This is a genomic window from Amycolatopsis sp. VS8301801F10, from assembly GCF_046195355.1.
In the GTDB taxonomy this organism is placed as follows: Bacteria; Actinomycetota; Actinomycetes; order Mycobacteriales; family Pseudonocardiaceae; genus Amycolatopsis.
This window is the reverse complement of sequence record NZ_CP176065.1, coordinates 7879307-7894748: the sequence shown is the minus strand read 5'-3', so window position 1 is coordinate 7894748 and position 15442 is coordinate 7879307. Positions and strand designations below refer to the sequence as shown.

At 72.1% G+C, this 15442-nt stretch carries 17 protein-coding genes; 13 read left to right on the top strand and 4 right to left on the bottom strand.

The window, feature by feature from the left end:
• Positions 1-70: 70 nt before the first annotated feature.
• Together F9C11_RS36170 and F9C11_RS36165 are read left to right on the top strand one after the other, a co-directional pair.
• The gene (locus tag F9C11_RS36170) at positions 71-307 is read left to right on the top strand and encodes a glucose PTS transporter subunit EIIB (protein ID WP_101434597.1); all 237 of its coding nucleotides are present in this window, start codon (positions 71-73) and stop codon (positions 305-307) included.
• Positions 304-759, top strand: a complete 456-nt coding sequence (locus F9C11_RS36165; RefSeq protein ID WP_409181844.1) for a PTS glucose transporter subunit IIA — start codon at positions 304-306, stop codon at positions 757-759. Before F9C11_RS36170 ends, F9C11_RS36165 begins: the two co-directional genes overlap by 4 nt.
• Positions 760-808: 49 nt before the next feature.
• Here F9C11_RS36165 and F9C11_RS36160 read toward each other — a convergent pair whose 3' ends face one another.
• On the bottom strand, positions 809-1219 hold the full coding sequence (locus F9C11_RS36160) for a Rieske (2Fe-2S) protein (protein WP_409181843.1): 411 nt from the start codon (positions 1217-1219) through the stop codon (positions 809-811).
• A gap of 101 nt (positions 1220-1320) precedes the next feature.
• Between F9C11_RS36160 and F9C11_RS36155 the strand changes: the two genes are divergently transcribed.
• Complete coding sequence (locus F9C11_RS36155) at positions 1321-1704, top strand: hypothetical protein (RefSeq protein WP_409181842.1); 384 nt, start codon at positions 1321-1323, stop codon at positions 1702-1704.
• Here the strand turns inward: F9C11_RS36155 and F9C11_RS36150 are convergent.
• On the bottom strand, positions 1692-2108 hold the full coding sequence (locus F9C11_RS36150) for a pyridoxamine 5'-phosphate oxidase family protein (RefSeq protein ID WP_409181841.1): 417 nt from the start codon (positions 2106-2108) through the stop codon (positions 1692-1694). The two genes, F9C11_RS36155 and F9C11_RS36150, sit on opposite strands and share 13 nt — an antisense overlap.
• Before the next feature lie 82 nt (positions 2109-2190).
• Between F9C11_RS36150 and F9C11_RS36145 the strand changes: the two genes are divergently transcribed.
• The 7 genes from F9C11_RS36145 (at position 2191) to F9C11_RS36115 (ending at position 11096) form a co-directional block, all read left to right on the top strand.
• Positions 2191-3129, top strand: coding sequence for an AraC family transcriptional regulator (locus F9C11_RS36145; protein ID WP_409181840.1), 939 nt, complete (start codon positions 2191-2193; stop codon positions 3127-3129).
• A gap of 104 nt (positions 3130-3233) precedes the next feature.
• Entirely contained in the window at positions 3234-4940 is a 1707-nt protein-coding gene (locus F9C11_RS36140; RefSeq protein WP_409181839.1) for a prepilin peptidase, read from the top strand.
• 49 nt (positions 4941-4989) lie between these two features.
• Complete coding sequence (aroC, locus tag F9C11_RS36135) at positions 4990-6177, top strand: chorismate synthase (protein ID WP_409181838.1); 1188 nt, start codon at positions 4990-4992, stop codon at positions 6175-6177.
• Positions 6174-6698: a shikimate kinase gene (locus tag F9C11_RS36130; RefSeq protein ID WP_409181837.1), complete on the top strand. Its 525-nt coding sequence runs from the start codon at positions 6174-6176 to the stop codon at positions 6696-6698. The genes aroC and F9C11_RS36130 overlap by 4 nt, the downstream gene beginning before the upstream one ends.
• A gap of 538 nt (positions 6699-7236) precedes the next feature.
• A complete protein-coding gene (gene aroB / locus F9C11_RS36125; protein WP_409181836.1) occupies positions 7237-8352 on the top strand; it encodes a 3-dehydroquinate synthase in 1116 nt (371 codons plus the stop codon).
• Positions 8349-8780, top strand: a complete 432-nt coding sequence (aroQ, locus tag F9C11_RS36120) for a type II 3-dehydroquinate dehydratase (protein ID WP_409181835.1) — start codon at positions 8349-8351, stop codon at positions 8778-8780. The genes aroB and aroQ overlap by 4 nt, the downstream gene beginning before the upstream one ends.
• 825 nt (positions 8781-9605) lie before the next feature.
• A complete protein-coding gene (locus tag F9C11_RS36115) occupies positions 9606-11096 on the top strand; it encodes a beta-xylosidase (RefSeq protein ID WP_409187047.1) in 1491 nt (496 codons plus the stop codon).
• Here F9C11_RS36115 and F9C11_RS36110 read toward each other — a convergent pair.
• Complete coding sequence (locus F9C11_RS36110) at positions 11020-11619, bottom strand: B-4DMT family transporter (RefSeq protein WP_409181834.1); 600 nt, start codon at positions 11617-11619, stop codon at positions 11020-11022. The two genes, F9C11_RS36115 and F9C11_RS36110, sit on opposite strands and share 77 nt — an antisense overlap.
• Positions 11620-11714: 95 nt before the next feature.
• Here F9C11_RS36110 and F9C11_RS36105 point away from each other — a divergent pair, with 95 nt between their 5' ends.
• From F9C11_RS36105 to nusB, 3 genes are read left to right on the top strand one after another with little or no spacing between them, the layout of a single operon-like run.
• Positions 11715-12806 (top strand): M24 family metallopeptidase, encoded by a 1092-nt coding sequence (locus F9C11_RS36105; RefSeq protein WP_409181833.1) that lies wholly within the window; start codon positions 11715-11717, stop codon positions 12804-12806.
• A gap of 43 nt (positions 12807-12849) precedes the next feature.
• Complete coding sequence (gene efp / locus F9C11_RS36100) at positions 12850-13413, top strand: elongation factor P (RefSeq protein ID WP_009075786.1); 564 nt, start codon at positions 12850-12852, stop codon at positions 13411-13413.
• Entirely contained in the window at positions 13413-13871 is a 459-nt protein-coding gene (gene nusB / locus F9C11_RS36095) for a transcription antitermination factor NusB (protein WP_409181832.1), read from the top strand. The genes efp and nusB overlap by 1 nt, the downstream gene beginning before the upstream one ends.
• A gap of 1069 nt (positions 13872-14940) precedes the next feature.
• On the opposite strand, the gene F9C11_RS36090 is transcribed toward nusB, so the two are convergent.
• Positions 14941-15429 (bottom strand): transcriptional regulator, encoded by a 489-nt coding sequence (locus F9C11_RS36090; RefSeq protein ID WP_003096372.1) that lies wholly within the window; start codon positions 15427-15429, stop codon positions 14941-14943.
• Between the last annotated feature and the right edge of the window lie 13 nt (positions 15430-15442).

The following is a 15442-nucleotide window of genomic DNA, read 5'->3' as shown; positions in this document are numbered from 1 at the left end:
AACGGCGTAGTAATGGTGGCGGAGCGCACCTGTTCCGAGTGGAAAACCAACGGGATACGAGGAGGCCGCGATGGCGGATGACAGGCCGGAAAAGATTCTCGCGGCGCTCGGCGGCGCGGACAACGTCATCGAGATCGAGGGCTGCATCACGCGGCTGCGGTGCGAGATCGAGGACATGTCCGCCGTGGACGAAGCGGCGCTCAAGGCCGCCGGCGCGATGGGCGTCGTGAAGATGGGCTCGGCGGTCCAGGTCATCGTCGGGCCGGAGGCGGACACCATCGCCAGCGACATCGAGGACTTGATGTGAGCCTGCCGATCCTGAGCCCGGTCGCGGGCGAGGTCGTCGCGATCGCCGAGGTGCCCGACCCGGTGTTCGCCGAGGCGATGGTCGGCCCGGGCATCGCGGTGAAGCCGTCCGGCGGCCGCGCGGACGCGGTCGCCCCGGTGGACGGGACCGTGGTGACGCTGCACCCGCACGCGTACGTCGTGGCCACTGAGGACGGCCGCGCGGTCCTCGTGCACCTCGGCATCGACACGGTCAAGGAAAAGGGCGAGGGGTTCACCCTGCACGTCGTCAAGGGCGAGAAGGTGCGGGCGGGCCAGCCGGTCGTGGGCTGGGACCCCGAGGCGGTCGCCGCCAAGGGCTACTCGCCGATCGTCCCGGTCGTCGGGCTCGATGCGTCCGCCGACGTGCTCGCCGGCCTCGAAGGCGGGCGCACGGTCGCCGCCGGCGACGAGTTGTTCACCTGGAACAGTTGACCGGCGCCGCCCTTTGTGGACCGCGACTGTCCACAAAGGGCGGTTCGGGTCACGCCGTGACGACGTCGCCGTTCTCGATCTTCACGGCCACTTTGGACAGCGGCTGGCTCGCCGGGCCCTTCTTCACTTCGCCGGTCAGCGCGTCGAACACCGAACCGTGGCACGGACAGCTCGCCTGACCGTTGCGCGGCGGGTCCACCGTGCAGCCCTGGTGCGTGCAGACAGCGCTGAAGCACACGACCGTTCCTTGTTCGGGCTGGGCCACGAGCACTTCCTGCCCGTCCGGGGTTTTCGCGGATTTCGCTTGGCCCACCGGCACTTCCGCCAGTGCGAGCACCTTTCCGCCCGCTTTCGGCGGGGCCTGTCCGGAGCCGCCGCCGCTCCCGCAAGCGGTGAGAGCGACGGCGGCGGCCGCCCCGGAAACGAGGGCGGAACGGCGGGAGTGAAGTTCGGCAGTCATGCCCTGTGCAACGAATCGCGACGGCTCCGGGCGCCGGTGAACCGCCGCGGTCTTCCGTGCGTGTAGTCGGTATTCGGCGTTGCGCACGGAAGGAGCCGCCCATGTTGACCACCTGGATGCGAGTGCTGGGCGCGGCGGGCCTGGCCGGCTCCGCGGCGATCCACTTTTACCTCTACTGGGGCAGCGGCTACGCGGACATCCCGGTGGTCGGGCCGCTTTTTCTGGTGAACGGCATCGCCGGCGTGGCGATCGCGATCGCGCTGCTCGCCTGGCGGCATTGGCTGCCGGCGTTCTTTACGCTGGGCTTCGGCGGCGTGACGCTGCTGGCCTACCTGCTGTCGGTGACGGTGGGCTTCTACGGCGTGCGCGACCAGTTCAACAGCCAGTACGAGTACTGGGGCGTGATCACCGAAGCGGTCTGCGTGATCTGCGGCCTGGTGCTGCTGGTGCAGGCGATCCGCGCCCGGAGCGCTCAGAACGCGTAGCGGTGCACCTTCTCCGGGTGGATCACGACCCGGACCTGGGGGAGGTCCTGCAGCATCTTCGCCCCGGCTTGCGCTTCGGAGGTGCTGAGGTCCCAGTACCGTTCGGCGAGCCTGCGGGCGAGGTCGTGCCCGCCGTCGGCCTCGATCGTGACGCGCCCGGCGACGGACACCCAGCGCTCCGGTTCCCCGACCGGCGCCGCGACGACGAGCGACGCGCGCGGATCCTCGCGCAGCTGGCGGATCTTGGCCGAGTCCGGGGACGTGAACAGCTGGATCGTGCCCTCGTCGGTCGCTTCGAACCACACCGGCCGCGGCTGCGGCGGCCGCGGCCCGGCGGCGACGGTCAGGAAGCCGTGCAGGGGACGGCGGAGGAACTCGAGATCGTGGTCGGTGAGGGTGCTCATGACGGGGATTCAACCGGGTGTGCTCGGACGATCCCATAGGTCAGACGCCGGATTGCCTGTCCATTCGTCTAATCTCGCGGGAGTGGACGCGTTCAGCGATTTGATCCGCGGGGTCCGGGCGCACGGCTCGCTGTTCGGCTGCACGGCCCTGTCCGCGCCGTGGTCGCTGCGGTTTGTGGACGGCGCGCCGCTGACCCTGTGCACGCTGCTGAGCGGCGAGGGCTGGATCGTGCCGGAAGACCATCCGCCGGAGCTGCTGCGGGCGCGCGAGACCATCCTCGTGCGCGGGCCGTTCTCCTTCGTAGACCGCCTGGACACCCCCGCCGCCCCCGTCGAATGCGGCGAGTTCTGCGCCACTCCCGAGCACGGCGGCGCCCAGCATCACCTGGGCTGGAACGATCCGTTCCACGGCGAGACGAACCTGATCGTCGGCGCTTATCCCGTTCGGAGCCGCGGCCGGATGTCCGCGTTGCTGGACGCGCTGCCGGTCGTGGTCCGGCCGCCTTCGCCGGCCGAGGAAGACCCGGTGCTGGACCATCTGGCCGCCGAACTGGCCGTCGACGCGCCCGGTCAGCAGGTGGTGTTGGACCGCCTCCTGGACTGGATGCTGGTCTGCCTGCTGCGCGACTGGTTCGACCGCCCGGGCGGCACGCCGCCGCCGTGGTGGGCGGCCCAGCGGGACCCGGTGGTCGGCGCGGCGCTTCGCTTGCTGCACGCGGATCCGGCGGCTCCGTGGACGGTCGTCACGCTGGCTTCCCGGGTCGGAGTTTCGCGCTCCACGCTGGCCAAACGCTTCGCGGATCTGGTGGGGGAGCCGCCGATGACGTACCTGACCCGATGGCGGATGACCCTGGCCTCGGACCTCCTGACGGACCAGCCGTCGATGCCGATCTCGGAGGTGGCGCGCGCGGTGGGGTACTCGGACGCGTTCGGGTTCAGCTCCGCGTTCAAACGGCTGCGGGGCGTCAACCCGACCGGATACCGCCGTTCTTCTCTCGCCGGAGCTTCTTCTCCCGGCTGAAGGCGCCACCGCCGGGTGAACCTTCCGGCGTGTCGCGCACGAGGGGTCCCCTCGCTCCCTGATTTGTTTGCCCTGGTCCAGGCGGTGGGGACAGGCTTGGCCGCATGGTCCTGACAGCAGTGCTCGCAGCCGGGGCGGTGGTCCCCGTGCTGCTGGCGATGACGAAGAAAGCCGGCGCCCCGGTCCCCGCCGTGCTCGGCATGGCAACCGCCCTCGCGGCAGTCGCGGCGGCCGCGTCGCGTGCCGACGAAGGCGCGTTCCCGGCGTGGTGGCTGCCGGTGGCGTGGCTGGTTTCGGTGCTCGGCGTACCGCTCGCTCTCGCCGATGCCCGACACCGCCGCCTCCCGGACGTCCTCACGCTGCCCGCTTACCCCGTCGTCGCACTGACCCTCACCCTCGCCGCCCTCAGCGGCGGAGGCTGGCGGCTGGCCGCCGGAGCAGTACTGGGATGCCTGCTGTTCGGCGGGACGCACCTGGTCGTCCACCGCCTGTCGCCCGGTGGCTTGGGCCCAGGGGACGTGAAACTGGCCGGTTCCTTCGGCGCTGTCCTGGGCGCAGTCGGCGGACTGGCCCCCGCAGTGGCGGCGGTACTGGCGGCACTGGTGAGCCTGGCGGGGGTGGTGCCGATGTGGTTGATGCGCCGGTTCCGTCAAGCGCACGAATCTTCTGCCCGGCCGCCCGCCTCACCCCGCACCGGCTCGTCCGAGACTGATTGCCTCGAAATCGCAGGAGAACTCCCCGAGTTCACCCCGAACCACCCTGTCTTCGCACGACCGACGGCCGACCCCGCACAGCCGTCCGCGCCGACCACACCAGACCCCGGGCCGACCGGCACCATTCCCGCGCCCGGCGTGGTCCTCGCGGCGACCGATCCCGCTGCGGTGCTGCCCGGTCCTGTTGCTGCGTCGGCTGGCGCTGCTTGCCTGCCACCTGGCGCTGTCCTCCGGCCGCTCGGGAGCGCTGCCGTGGTGCCTGAGCGTCTTGCCGCGCCGACCACACCGACCGGCACCGTTCCCGCGCCCGGCGTGGCCCTCGCACCGACTGACCCCGCTGCGGTGCGGCCGGGCCCTTCTGCTGCGTCGACCGGCGCTGCTTGCCTGCCAACCGGCGCTGCAGTCCCTCCCCCCGATAGCGCTGCGGTGCTCCCTGAGAGTCTTGCCGCGCCGACAGGCACCGCCTCCACGCCGACCGGTGCCGTTCCCGCATCATCCGGCGTGGCGCTCGCGGCGACCGATCCCGCTGTGGTGCTGCCCGGTCCTTCTGCTGTGTCGGCTGGTGCTGCTTGCCTGCCACCTGGCGTTGTCCTCCGGCCGCTCGGGAGCGCTGCGGTGCTGCCTGAGCGTCTTGCCGTGCCGGGCACGCCAGACTCCGGGCTGACCGGTCCCGTTCCCGCATCACCCGGCGTGGCCCTCGCGCCGACCGACCCCCCTGCGGTGCTGCCCGGTCCTCCTGCCGTGTCGGCTGGCGCTGCTTGCCTGCCACCTGGCGCTGTCCTCCGGCCGCTCGGGAGCGCTGCGGTGCTGCCTGAGCTTCTTGCCGCACCGACCACACCAGACTCCGGGCCGACCGGCCCCGTTCCCGCATCACCCGGCGTGGCGCTCGCGCCGACCGACCCCGCTGCGCCGCCGCCCGATCCTCCTGCTGCCTCGGCTGGCACCGCCTCCACGCCAACCGGCGCGGCAGTCCCGCCGCCCGAGCCCGCCCGCTCCCGGATCCGCGCCGGCCCCCTCCGCGTCCCCTACGGCCCCGGCCTCGTTCTGGCCACCTGGGCGTGCGCGGTCTTCCCAGCCGCTGGAACGGGCATCGCCTGAGGCCAGGGGCTCTGCCAGGCACTCGGACCGGCCGTGACAGGATTGTCCGGTGCTGCGCTGGATCACCGCTGGAGAATCGCACGGACCCGCCCTCGCCGCTGTGCTGGAGGGGCTGCCTGCCGGGGTGGAGGTGACGACCTCGGACCTCTCCGCGCAGCTCGCGCGGCGCCGGCTCGGGTTCGGCCGCAGCCCGCGGATGGGCTTCGAGACCGACCAGGTCCAGTTCCTCGGCGGGGTCCGGCACGGGGTCACCCAGGGCGGCCCGATCGCCGTCCAGATCGAGAACGCCGAGTGGCCCAAGTGGGAGAAGGTCATGGCGGCCGATCCGGTCGACGAGGCCGAGCTCGCCGGGCTCGCCCGCAACGAGCCGCTGACCCGGCCCCGCCCGGGGCACGCCGACCTGCCCGGCATGCAGAAGTACGGCTTCGACGAGGCCCGTCCCGTCCTGGAGCGTGCCAGCGCCCGCGAGACGGCCTCGCGGACCGCGCTCGGCACCGTCGCGCGGAACTTCCTGCGGCAGCTGCTCGGGGCCGAGGTGCTGAGCCACGTCGTCTCGATCGGCGGCGCCGACGCGCCCGACGGCCCGCTTCCGCAGCCGGCCGACCTCGCGGCGATCGACGAGAGCCCGGTGCGCGCGTTCTCGGCCGAGGGGACCGAGGCGATGGTCGCCGAGGTCGACGCGGTGCGGAAGGCCGGCGACACGGTCGGCGGCGTCATCGAGGTGATCGTCTACGGGCTGCCGCCGGGCCTCGGCTCGCACGTGCACTGGGACCGGCGTCTCGACGCGCGGCTCGCCGGCGCGCTGATGGGCGTGCAGGCGATGAAGGGCGTCGAGGTCGGCGACGGCTTCACCACCGCCCGCCGCTGGGGCAGCCAGGCGCACGACGAGATCGACCGCGGCACCGGACCGGTCGGCGTCACGCGCCGGTCGAACCGCGCGGGCGGGCTCGAGGGCGGCATCACCAACGGCGAGCCGCTGCGGGTGCGCGTCGCGATGAAGCCGATCTCGACCGTACCCAAGGCACTGTCCACAGTGGACGTCCGGACCGGCGAGCCCGCCGTGGCGATCCACCAGCGTTCCGACGTGTGCGCGGTGCCGCGCGCGGGCGTGGTGCTGGAGTCGGTCGTGGCGCTGGTCGTCGCGGACGCGGCGCTGGAGAAGTTCGGCGGCGACTCGCTGGCCGAGACCCGGCGCAACGCGCAGGCGTACCTGAAGGCGCTCGAGGAGCGCTGGTGAGCCCGCGCGCGGTCGTCATCGGACCGCCGGGCTCCGGCAAGAGCACGGTCGGCCCGCTGCTGGCCGCCGCGCTCGGCGTCGCCTTCCGCGACACCGACGACGACATCGTCGCCCGCGCCGGACGCGCAATCTCGGACATCTTCGCCGACGACGGCGAACCGGCGTTCCGCGCGCTCGAGGAGGAAGCGGTCGCCACCGCCCTCGCCGAACACGACGGAGTCCTCTCCCTCGGCGGCGGCGCCCCGCTCGCCCCGGGCACCCGCGCCCGGCTGCGGGAGCACCCGGTGGTGTTCCTGAACGTCGGACTCGCCGCCGGAGTGCAGCGCACCGGGATGTCCAGCGCCCGCCCGCTGCTCGCCGGCATCAACCCGCGCGCCACCTTCAAGGCCCTCCTCGACCAACGGCTGCCGGTGTACCGCGAGGTGGCGACCGTCGAGATCGAAACCGACAAGCGAACGCCCGAAGAGGTCGTCGCGGCCGCGGTCGCCGCCCTCGAACCCGACCGGGTCCGCGAACAGTGACCCGCCACCGGCCCGGCCCCGTCCAGCGGCACCAGCCCGGCCCCGCCCGGCCGGCACCGAGCCGCGTGCAGTCTGCGGTGTCGTGCGGGGCTGGTCGGCGGGCTTTGCTGGCGGTCGGTCAGGGCGGTGTAAGCGAGCCCGCCCGGTCGGCCGCGCCGAGTCGCATGCGAACCGCGTTGTTGTGCCGCGCTGGTAGGCGGTCTCGACAGGGTTTGCTGGCGGTCGGCCAGAAAGGCGTGAGCGAGTCAGCCCGGCCGCTCGCGCCGATCCGGGCTGGCTGGCGAAACTGCCGCGCCTCAGCTCCGCTGAAGACTGGCCAGCGAGACCAGACTCGCCGCGGCCGATCAGCCAAGCCGAACGGCGTGCGGCGGGCCGGGTCGCGCCGAATCAGTCAGCCGGTCCCGCCAACACCAGCCCTTCCCCGCGCGAACCAGCGTCCCGTCCCCGCCAGCCACCCCGCCCGCGTTGGCCGGAAGAACCCGACGCGGAGTCACCACCCAGCCCAGGACCGCCCGGTCCGGGAGCAGTGAGGAGAACCGTGTCCGCCACCCCGCCCGTCCGGATCCGGGTCGCCACCGCGCAGCCGTACGACGTGCTCGTGGGGCGCGGCCTGCTCGGCGAACTCACCGAGCAGCTCGCCGACGCCTCCAAGGTCGCGCTGATCCACCCGCCGACGCTCACCGCCACCGCCGAGGCCGTCCGCGACGAGCTGGCCGCGGCCGGGCTCGACGCGCACCGCGTCGAGATTCCCGACGCGGAGGACGGCAAGGCCTTCTCGGTCGCCAGCTTCTGCTGGGAGGTGCTCGGCCGGATCGGCCTGGACCGGCGCGGCGTGGTCGTCGCGCTCGGCGGCGGGGCGGTCACCGATCTCGCCGGGTTCGTCGCGGGCACCTGGATGCGCGGCGTCCGGCTGGTGAACGTGCCGACGACGCTGCTCGGCATGGTCGACGCGGCGGTCGGCGGGAAGACCGGGATCAACACCGAAGCGGGCAAGAACCTCGTCGGCGTCTTCCACGAGCCCTCGGCCGTCCTCGTCGACCTCGCGACGCTGGAATCCTTGCCGCGCAACGAACTCGTCGCCGGGATGGCCGAGATCGTCAAGACCGGGTTCATCGCCGACCCGCGGATCCTCGAGCTGATCGAGGCCGACCCGGAGCAGGCGCTCGACCCGGCAGGCGACGTGCTCGCCGAGCTGGTCCGCCGCTCGATCCAGGTGAAGGCCGACGTCGTCGCCGCCGACCTGCGCGAATCCGACCTGCGCGAGATCCTCAACTACGGCCACACCCTCGGCCACGCCATCGAACGCCGCGAGCGCTACCGCTGGCGGCACGGCGCGGCGGTCAGCGTCGGCCTGGTGTTCGCGGCGGAACTGGCCCGCCTGGCCGGACGCCTCGACGACGCCACCGCCGACCGGCACGCCTCCGTGCTCAAACTGATCGGCCTGCCCACCACCTACGCCCCGGACGCGCTGCCCCAGCTGCTGGAAACCATGAAGGGCGACAAGAAAACCCGCTCCGGCGTACTGCGGTTCGTGGTCCTCGACGGACTCGGCAAACCCGGCCGGCTCGAAGGCCCCGACCCGTCGCTGCTCGCCGCCGCGTACTCGGCGATCGCGGCCGAGGCCCCGGAAAACGGCGGGAGCGTGCTGCTGTGAAGGCGTTCGTGTTCAACGGCCCCAACCTCGGCAGGCTGGGCAAGCGCGAGCCGGACGTCTACGGCTCCACCACGCACGACGACCTCGCGCACCTGTGCGTCACGACCGGCCAGGAGCTGGGCCTCGACGTCGAGGTGCGGCAGACCGACCACGAAGGCGAACTGGTCGGCTGGCTGCACGAGGCCGCCGACGCGGGCGCGCCGGTCGTGCTGAACGCGGGCGCGTGGACGCACTACTCGATCGCCGTCCGCGACGCCGCCGCCCAGCTCACCGCGCCACTGATCGAACTGCACATCAGCAACGTGCACAAACGCGAGGAATTCCGGCACCACAGCGTGCTTTCCGACATCGCGACCGGAGTGATCGTCGGTCTCGGGGTGGAGGGTTACGGCCTCGCGTTGCGCTGGATCGCCGCGCACCAGTCCTGAGCTGACGGCCGGAACCGCCCGTGACGGGGCAGTTGCGGCACCGCGCGGTTTCCGGAAGGCACGGCGCGTTGCGGCCTTCGTCCTGAGTTGACGGGGCGAACCGCGCCTTGCGGCCGAGTAAACCGGCAGCACCGGACGCTGTCCGGTGTCGTGGCCGGACGATCGTCGGCCGTGGGATGGACCGTTGCGTGAACGCGGTGGGCGGGTGCGGTGGCGCGTGCTGCCCGGTGTCGTGGCCGGGCGATCGTCGGCCGCGGGATGGACCGGTTGCGTGAACCCTGCGGGCGGGTGCGGTGCTGCGTGCTGCCCGGTGTTGTGGCCGGGCGATCATCGGCTGCGGGATGGACTGGTTTCGTGAACCCTGCGGACGGATGTGGTGGCGCGTGCTTTCCGGTGTTGTGGGCGGGTGCTTGTCGCCGCGGGGTGTGGACCGGTGCGTGAACGCGGTGGGCGGGTGCGGTGCCGTGTGCTTTCCGGCGTTGCGGCCGGGCGAATGTCGGCGTGGCTGGTTACGCGAACGTGGCGGGCAGGAGCGGTGCCGCGCCGTCAGGCGTTGCGGCCGGAGTGCTCAGCAGGGGCACCGCTCCTGCCGAGCAGGCGGCCGCGAAAGCACAAGCAGCAGCGCAGATCCGGCAGCACAACCCGTTCCCGCCCGCCGTCAGCCGCCTCTTCCATCGCGGGCCCGGCAGCCGAAAAGCAAGCCCTCGGCAAACCCGCCGCCCGACCGGCAGATGCGCGACGTGGTTCACCCATCCGGTGCCGTTGTCGCTACACTCGGCGATCATGCACCCGTTTCGTCGTGGGGGTCGGCGACCCGTGCGTCAGCTGCTCTCGCTGCTGATCGCCGGGTCTCTCGTTTCCGGGTGCAGTCAGACGTTGGCCCAGCCGCAGGCCGAGGGCACCGGGCACGGCGGGATCGCGGGCGGGGCTTCGCAGCCGCCCAAGGAACCGCCTCGGGCGGCCGACGTCGCGTTGACCGCGGGGGCCAGCAGGCAGAGCGGCGGCGTGGTCGTGGCGGGGGCCGCGGACGCGTCCTACAACTACGGCCCCACCGTGATGGTCGAGAACGGCCGCACCCGGATCTGGTGGTGCAGTCAGTACAGCAGCGCCCCGCCGCCGGGCGACGACATTCTTTACGCCGAAGGCCCCTCGGCCGACGGGCCCTTCACCGGGCCGGGTGGCGGCGCGCCCGCCGCGGTGTTGTCCGGCGCGCCCGGCAACTTCGACGGCATGCACACCTGCGATCCGTCCGTGCTGCGCGTCGGCGGCACCTACTTCATGTACTACACCGGCGCGGCGGGCGACCACGCGCTCGGCAACGCGATCGGCATGGCCACCAGCCCGGACGGCATCCACTGGACCCGGTCGAACGGCGGCAAACCGATTCTCGGCGCGTCCCACGACGTCCACCGCGCCAACGTCTACGGCGCCGGGCAGCCCTCGGTGGTCTTCCTCGACGGCTGGTACTACCTGATGTTCACCGACACCACCGGTCGCGCCGCGGGCTGGAACGGGGCCGGCCAGTTCGTGATCCGGGCGCACGACCCGGCGTTCCGCGAGGGCGTGGAAGCGTTGGGGGAGAAGGGATTCGAGCCCACCGCGACGACCGCCGCGCCGCGGACCCGTTCGGTGGTCGACGCGTTCAGCGTGGATCTGGAGTGGGTCGGCGCGCTCGACGCCTTCGCCATCGCGCACGAAACCTCCGACGGCACCACGATCACCTTCTGGGACCGGGATTTCACGATGCAGCCGTACAAACCGGTCGTGATTCCGGGCGCGTGGAAAGAAGGCCCCGGCCTCGTCCGCCGTCCCGACGGGCACGCGCCGACGTCGGTCAGCGATCCGTGCGACCTGGTTTCGCTGGACGTCGTGCGCGCCACCGAGATCGGCCCGGCGGGCGCGCCGACCGGGCTCAAGCACTTCGGGCTCGACGTGAAGGGCGCGGGCGGCTGCTCGACCCCCTCGCGCAGCACGGCGACCTTCGACGGCGTCGCGATGCCGTCGCCGGACCGGATGATCGACCTGTACCGCCGCGGCGAGCGGATCCGGATCGACCGTCGTTCAGTCGCCGCGGTGCTCGCCGGGGAACTGGTCGACCGGCCGCTGCCGCAGGTGCCGGAGGTGCCGGTGAAAACCCGTCTGCGGTCCGGGGCGACCGTCGTGCACGCGTATGGCCGCGGCTACGGCATGGTGCTCGACGGGCAGCTTTACGGCCTGCCGGACACGACGATCGTGGACCTCAACGGTTCCGGGGTGCAGGAGATCGACCCGCGACAGTGGGACGGCGCCGCGCGCGGCTTGCCGCTGGGCGGCTGACCGGCGACGGCTTCGGAGCGGTCCGCGGGGTCGGGCTCGGCGGGAGTTCGAGTTCGCCGGAGCGGCTGCCGGTGCCGTCTTCGTCCTCGTCGTCCGGCTCCGGTGCGGGCTCGGAATCGTCCTCCGCCGCCGGACGGCGCATCCGGCCGCCGACGAACAGCCCCAGTCCGGCGGGCACGAGCACCAGCAGCGCGGAGAACGCCGCCCCGCCGGTGAGCGCCGCGCCCAGTTCGGAAACCCCGGTCTGGTCGACGAAAATCGCCCGCCCGAGCACGTACAGGATGCCGGACACCACGCCCGCGACGAGCGCGGCGATGAACCACGCGCGCCCTCTGTCGCGCAGGCCGCGCCAGCCGTCGATCGCGCTCCACAGCGCCGCCAGGCCGACCAGTACGGCGATGGTGAGCGACGTGAACAGCGTCTGGCCGGTCGGGTGGAACACGGACCACTTGGCGAGCAGCGTCATCGCGGCGGCGTGCACGACCGCCATGACCAGCCCGCGCGTCAACCAGGCACCCAGCATGGACGGAGTGTAGGCGCGCCGAAGTTAACCGCCAGTAGGCCGTCCTGAAACCGCGGCCGGAACGAGGCCCGGAAGCCGCTGGTTAAGCTGGCCGGGTGCCGGAAATCCACGCTCACCGCCGTGCCGCGCTCGCCGCCCTGCTCCACGAGAACGGGGTCGACGCGCTGCTGGTCACCAACCTGCTCAACATCCGCTACCTGACCGGGTTCACCGGGTCGAACGCCGCGCTGCTGCTGCACGCGGACGGCGACGCGGAGACCGTGTTCTGCACCGACGGGCGCTACACGACCCAGTCGGAATCCGAGGTGCCCGACCTGCGGCGCGTGCTCGACCGCGCCAGCGCCCGCGCGCTCGCGGCGCACGCGGCGGAGCAGGGCTACGGCCGGACCGGGTTCGAGAGCCAGCACGTGAGCGTCGAGGAGCACGAGAACCTCAAGGTGCGCTTCGACCGCGTCGAACTGGTCCGCACGCCGGGGCTGGTCGAGCAGCTGCGGGTGGTCAAGGACGAGGTCGAGATCGCCGCCCTGCGCGCCGCGTGCGCCGCCGCCGACCGCGCGCTGGCCGCCCTGATCGAGGCCGGGGGAGTGCGGCCGGGCCGGACCGAGCTGGAAGTGGCCCGCGACCTGGAGAACCGGATGCTGGAGCACGGTTCGTCCGGGATCTCCTTCGAATCCATCGTCGCCGCCGGGCCGAACTCGGCGATTCCGCACCACCGCCCGACCGGGGCCGAACTGCGCCGCGGCGACTTCGTGAAATTCGACTTCGGCGCCACCGTCGACGGCTACCACTCGGACATGACCCGCATGGTCGTCCTCGGCGAACCCGCGGACTGGCAGCGCGAGATCTACGACCTCGTGCACCGCGCGCAAGCGGCGGGCGTCGAGGCCGTCCGGCCCGGCGCGGTGGTGTCCGAAGTGGACGCCGCGGCCCGCTCGGTGATCGCCGACGCCGGGTACGGGGAGCAGTTCGCGCACGGTCTCGGCCACGGCGTCGGGCTGGAAGTGCATGAGGCACCGAGCCTCGCCGCGGCGGGCGTCGGTACACTGTCCGCCGGTATGGCGGTCACCGTCGAGCCCGGCGTGTACCTCGCGGGGCGCGGTGGCGTGCGCATCGAGGACACGCTCGTCGTGCGGGACTCCGGACCCGAACTCCTCACCCTGAGCACCAAGGACCTCGTGGCCGTCTGACGGCCGCGGCCGAAGAGATCGAACACAGGAGACCTGAAGACTCGTGGCCACCACCAACGACCTGAAGAACGGACTCGTCCTCAACCTGGACGGCCAGCTGTGGAGCGTCACCGCGTTCCAGCACGTCAAGCCGGGCAAGGGCGGCGCGTTCGTGCGCACCACGCTCAAGCACGTGCTGACCGGGAAGGTCGTCGACAAGACCTTCAACGCGGGCACGAAGGTCGAGACGGCCACGGTGGACCGCCGGAACATGACGTACCTGTACAAGGACGGCGCGGACTTCGTCTTCATGGACGGCGACACCTACGACCAGATCACCGTGCCCGCCGAGACCGTCGGCGACAACGCGAACTACATGCTCGAGAACACCGAGGTCCAGGTCGCGGTGCACGAGAACGAGCCGCTGTACGTCGAACTGCCGACGTCGGTCGAGCTGGTCATCCAGCACACCGACCCGGGCCTGCAGGGCGACCGCTCCACCGGCGGCACCAAGCCGGCGACGCTCGAGACCGGCGCGGAGATCCAGGTCCCGCTGTTCCTCTCGACCGGCGAGAAGATCAAGGTCGACACCCGCGACGGCCGTTACCTCGGCCGCGTCTCCAGCTGATGGCGGACAAGCTTCCCCCGCACCCGAACCGCGGCGGCGCGATCAGCAGGCGGCAGGCCCGCCGGCGCGCGGTCGAGATGCTGTACGAGGCCGCGCAGCGGTCCGCCGACCCGGTCACGCTGCTGGCCGACCGGGTCGGCGCGGTCGAGGTCGACCCGATCGCGGACTACACGATCACCGTCGTCGAGGGCGTCACGGTCCACCGCGAGCGGATCGACGAACTCCTCGCCGAACACTCGCAGGGCTGGACCCTGGAGCGGATGCCGCCGGTCGATCTGGCGGTGCTGCGCGTCGGCGTGTACGAAATGCTGTGGTCGGAGGACGTCCCCGACGCGGTCGCGATCGACGAAGCGGTCGGCCTCGCGAAGGAACTTTCGACGGACGACTCGCCCCGGTTCATCAACGGCGTGCTCGGCCGCATCGGCACGATCGCCGACCGGCTGCGCGCGATCCTGTAGCCCTGACGGCTCGGTAGCCGGAGGTAACCCGGCTGGGGGAAACGGCCACCTGAATGGCCGCTGCCTGATCGGGTCACCGCCGGGCCGAGGCGGCTGATGCGAGGGGTGGTCGGAGAGAAAATTGATCACCGAGCGGAATCAGAACCGGTCGGCAGGCGCCCTTCGCGGGCGTTCGGCCGGGCCGGTTTTCCGGCGATCCGGCGCGGTTGGGGCGGCGGGTTCCCGGACTCGCTGCGGTGAGTGAGCACTTCGCCGGAGCGGTGCGAGAGCCGGTCGGTGGACCTCGGGAAATCGCGGTGGGGCAGGCCATTCCGGTGGCTGGGTGGGGAGCTGGAATCGCGGCTGGGGCGGAAATGTCCGGGTAGGAATGCGGCGAAGCTCGGCTGCCAGGGGTCTGGCGGGGGAGCGCGGCGGGGCAAGCTTTCCGGTGGCCGGGTGGGAAGTCGGAATCGCGGCTGGGGCGGAAATGTCCTGGTGGGAATGCGGCGAAGCCGGATGCCGGGAGTTTTGGCGGGGGAGCGTGGCGGGGCAGGCCATTCCGGTGGCCGGGCGGGGAGCCGGAATCGCGGCTGCGGTGGAAATGTCCTGGTGGGAGTGCGGCGAAGCCGGGCTACCAGGAGTTTTGGCGGGGGAGCGCGGAGGCGCCAGCTTTCCCGTGGCCGGCGGCACACCGGAATCGCGGCCGAGGCGGAAATATCCTGTCGGGAAGATGCGAAGCCGCATTTCGGAAGAGGCGTCCCGCGCGGAAACCGGTCGCGGACGAAGCAAAACCCCAGGCCAGGCAAGAAAAGCCGCCAGCCTCCGAAGCTCGCGGCGGGAAGCGGCCCGGGCGCGAAACAGCCTCGGCGCGGAGATGCGCCGGAATTCGCCGGGGATTCCGGGCAGAACACCAGGCGGAGGTTGCCGATGTGCCGCGCGGGCGGAACAGAGCAGGTCAGCGCTCCCGGTCAGGCCGGATCACCCGAGGTCCGGCCAGTCGCGGCGGCGAAGCGAAGCGCGGCGGGCGTTCCCGGTTCCCCGGGCGCGGGAAGCCCGCCGCGTCGTGCGCGGCCGCTGCCGCCATCAGTGCTCAGTCCTCTTTGGACGGGCGGGCTTCCGGCGGGAGGACGCCCCAGTCGATGAGCTGCTCGGTCAGCTCGCCGGGGGTCATGTCGTAGATGATGGCGAGCGAGCGCAGGTCCTCGGTGCGGATGGAGAGCACCTTGCCGTTGTAGTCGCCGCGCTGGCTCTGGATCGTGGCCGCGTACCGGGCGAGCGGGCCGACCTTCTCCGCGGGCAGCTGCTGGAGCCGCTCCAGGTTGATCACGATCTTCGTGGCGGGCTCGGCTCCCGAGGGGACCCGGCCCTCCGGCAGCAGTTCGACCACCGGCACGCCGTAGAAGTCCGCCAGCTCGGCCAGCTTCTGGACGGTCACCGCCCGGTCGCCGCGCTCGTACGAGCCGACCACGACGGCCTTCCAGCGTCCGCCGGACTTCTGCTCGACCCCGTGCAGGGACAGGCCTTGCTGCTGGCGGATCCCGCGGAGCTTGGCCCCGAGCGCCTTGGCGTAATCGCCCATCTGGTGGTTCTCC

Bases quoted from the DNA above. Each gene is read 5' to 3' on its own strand.
- F9C11_RS36170 (WP_101434597.1), top strand. From the start codon at position 71: ATGGCGGATGACAGGCCGGAAAAGATTCTCGCGGCGCTCGGCGGCGCG.
- F9C11_RS36160 (WP_409181843.1), bottom strand. From the start codon at position 1,219: ATGACTGCCGAACTTCACTCCCGCCGTTCCGCCCTCGTTTCCGGGGCG.
- F9C11_RS36155 (WP_409181842.1), top strand. From the start codon at position 1,321: ATGTTGACCACCTGGATGCGAGTGCTGGGCGCGGCGGGCCTGGCCGGC.
- F9C11_RS36150 (WP_409181841.1), bottom strand. From the start codon at position 2,108: ATGAGCACCCTCACCGACCACGATCTCGAGTTCCTCCGCCGTCCCCTG.
- F9C11_RS36140 (WP_409181839.1), top strand. From the start codon at position 3,234: ATGGTCCTGACAGCAGTGCTCGCAGCCGGGGCGGTGGTCCCCGTGCTG.
- F9C11_RS36110 (WP_409181834.1), bottom strand. From the start codon at position 11,619: ATGCTGGGTGCCTGGTTGACGCGCGGGCTGGTCATGGCGGTCGTGCAC.
- nusB (WP_409181832.1), top strand. From the start codon at position 13,413: ATGGCGGACAAGCTTCCCCCGCACCCGAACCGCGGCGGCGCGATCAGC.
- F9C11_RS36090 (WP_003096372.1), bottom strand. From the start codon at position 15,429: ATGGGCGATTACGCCAAGGCGCTCGGGGCCAAGCTCCGCGGGATCCGC.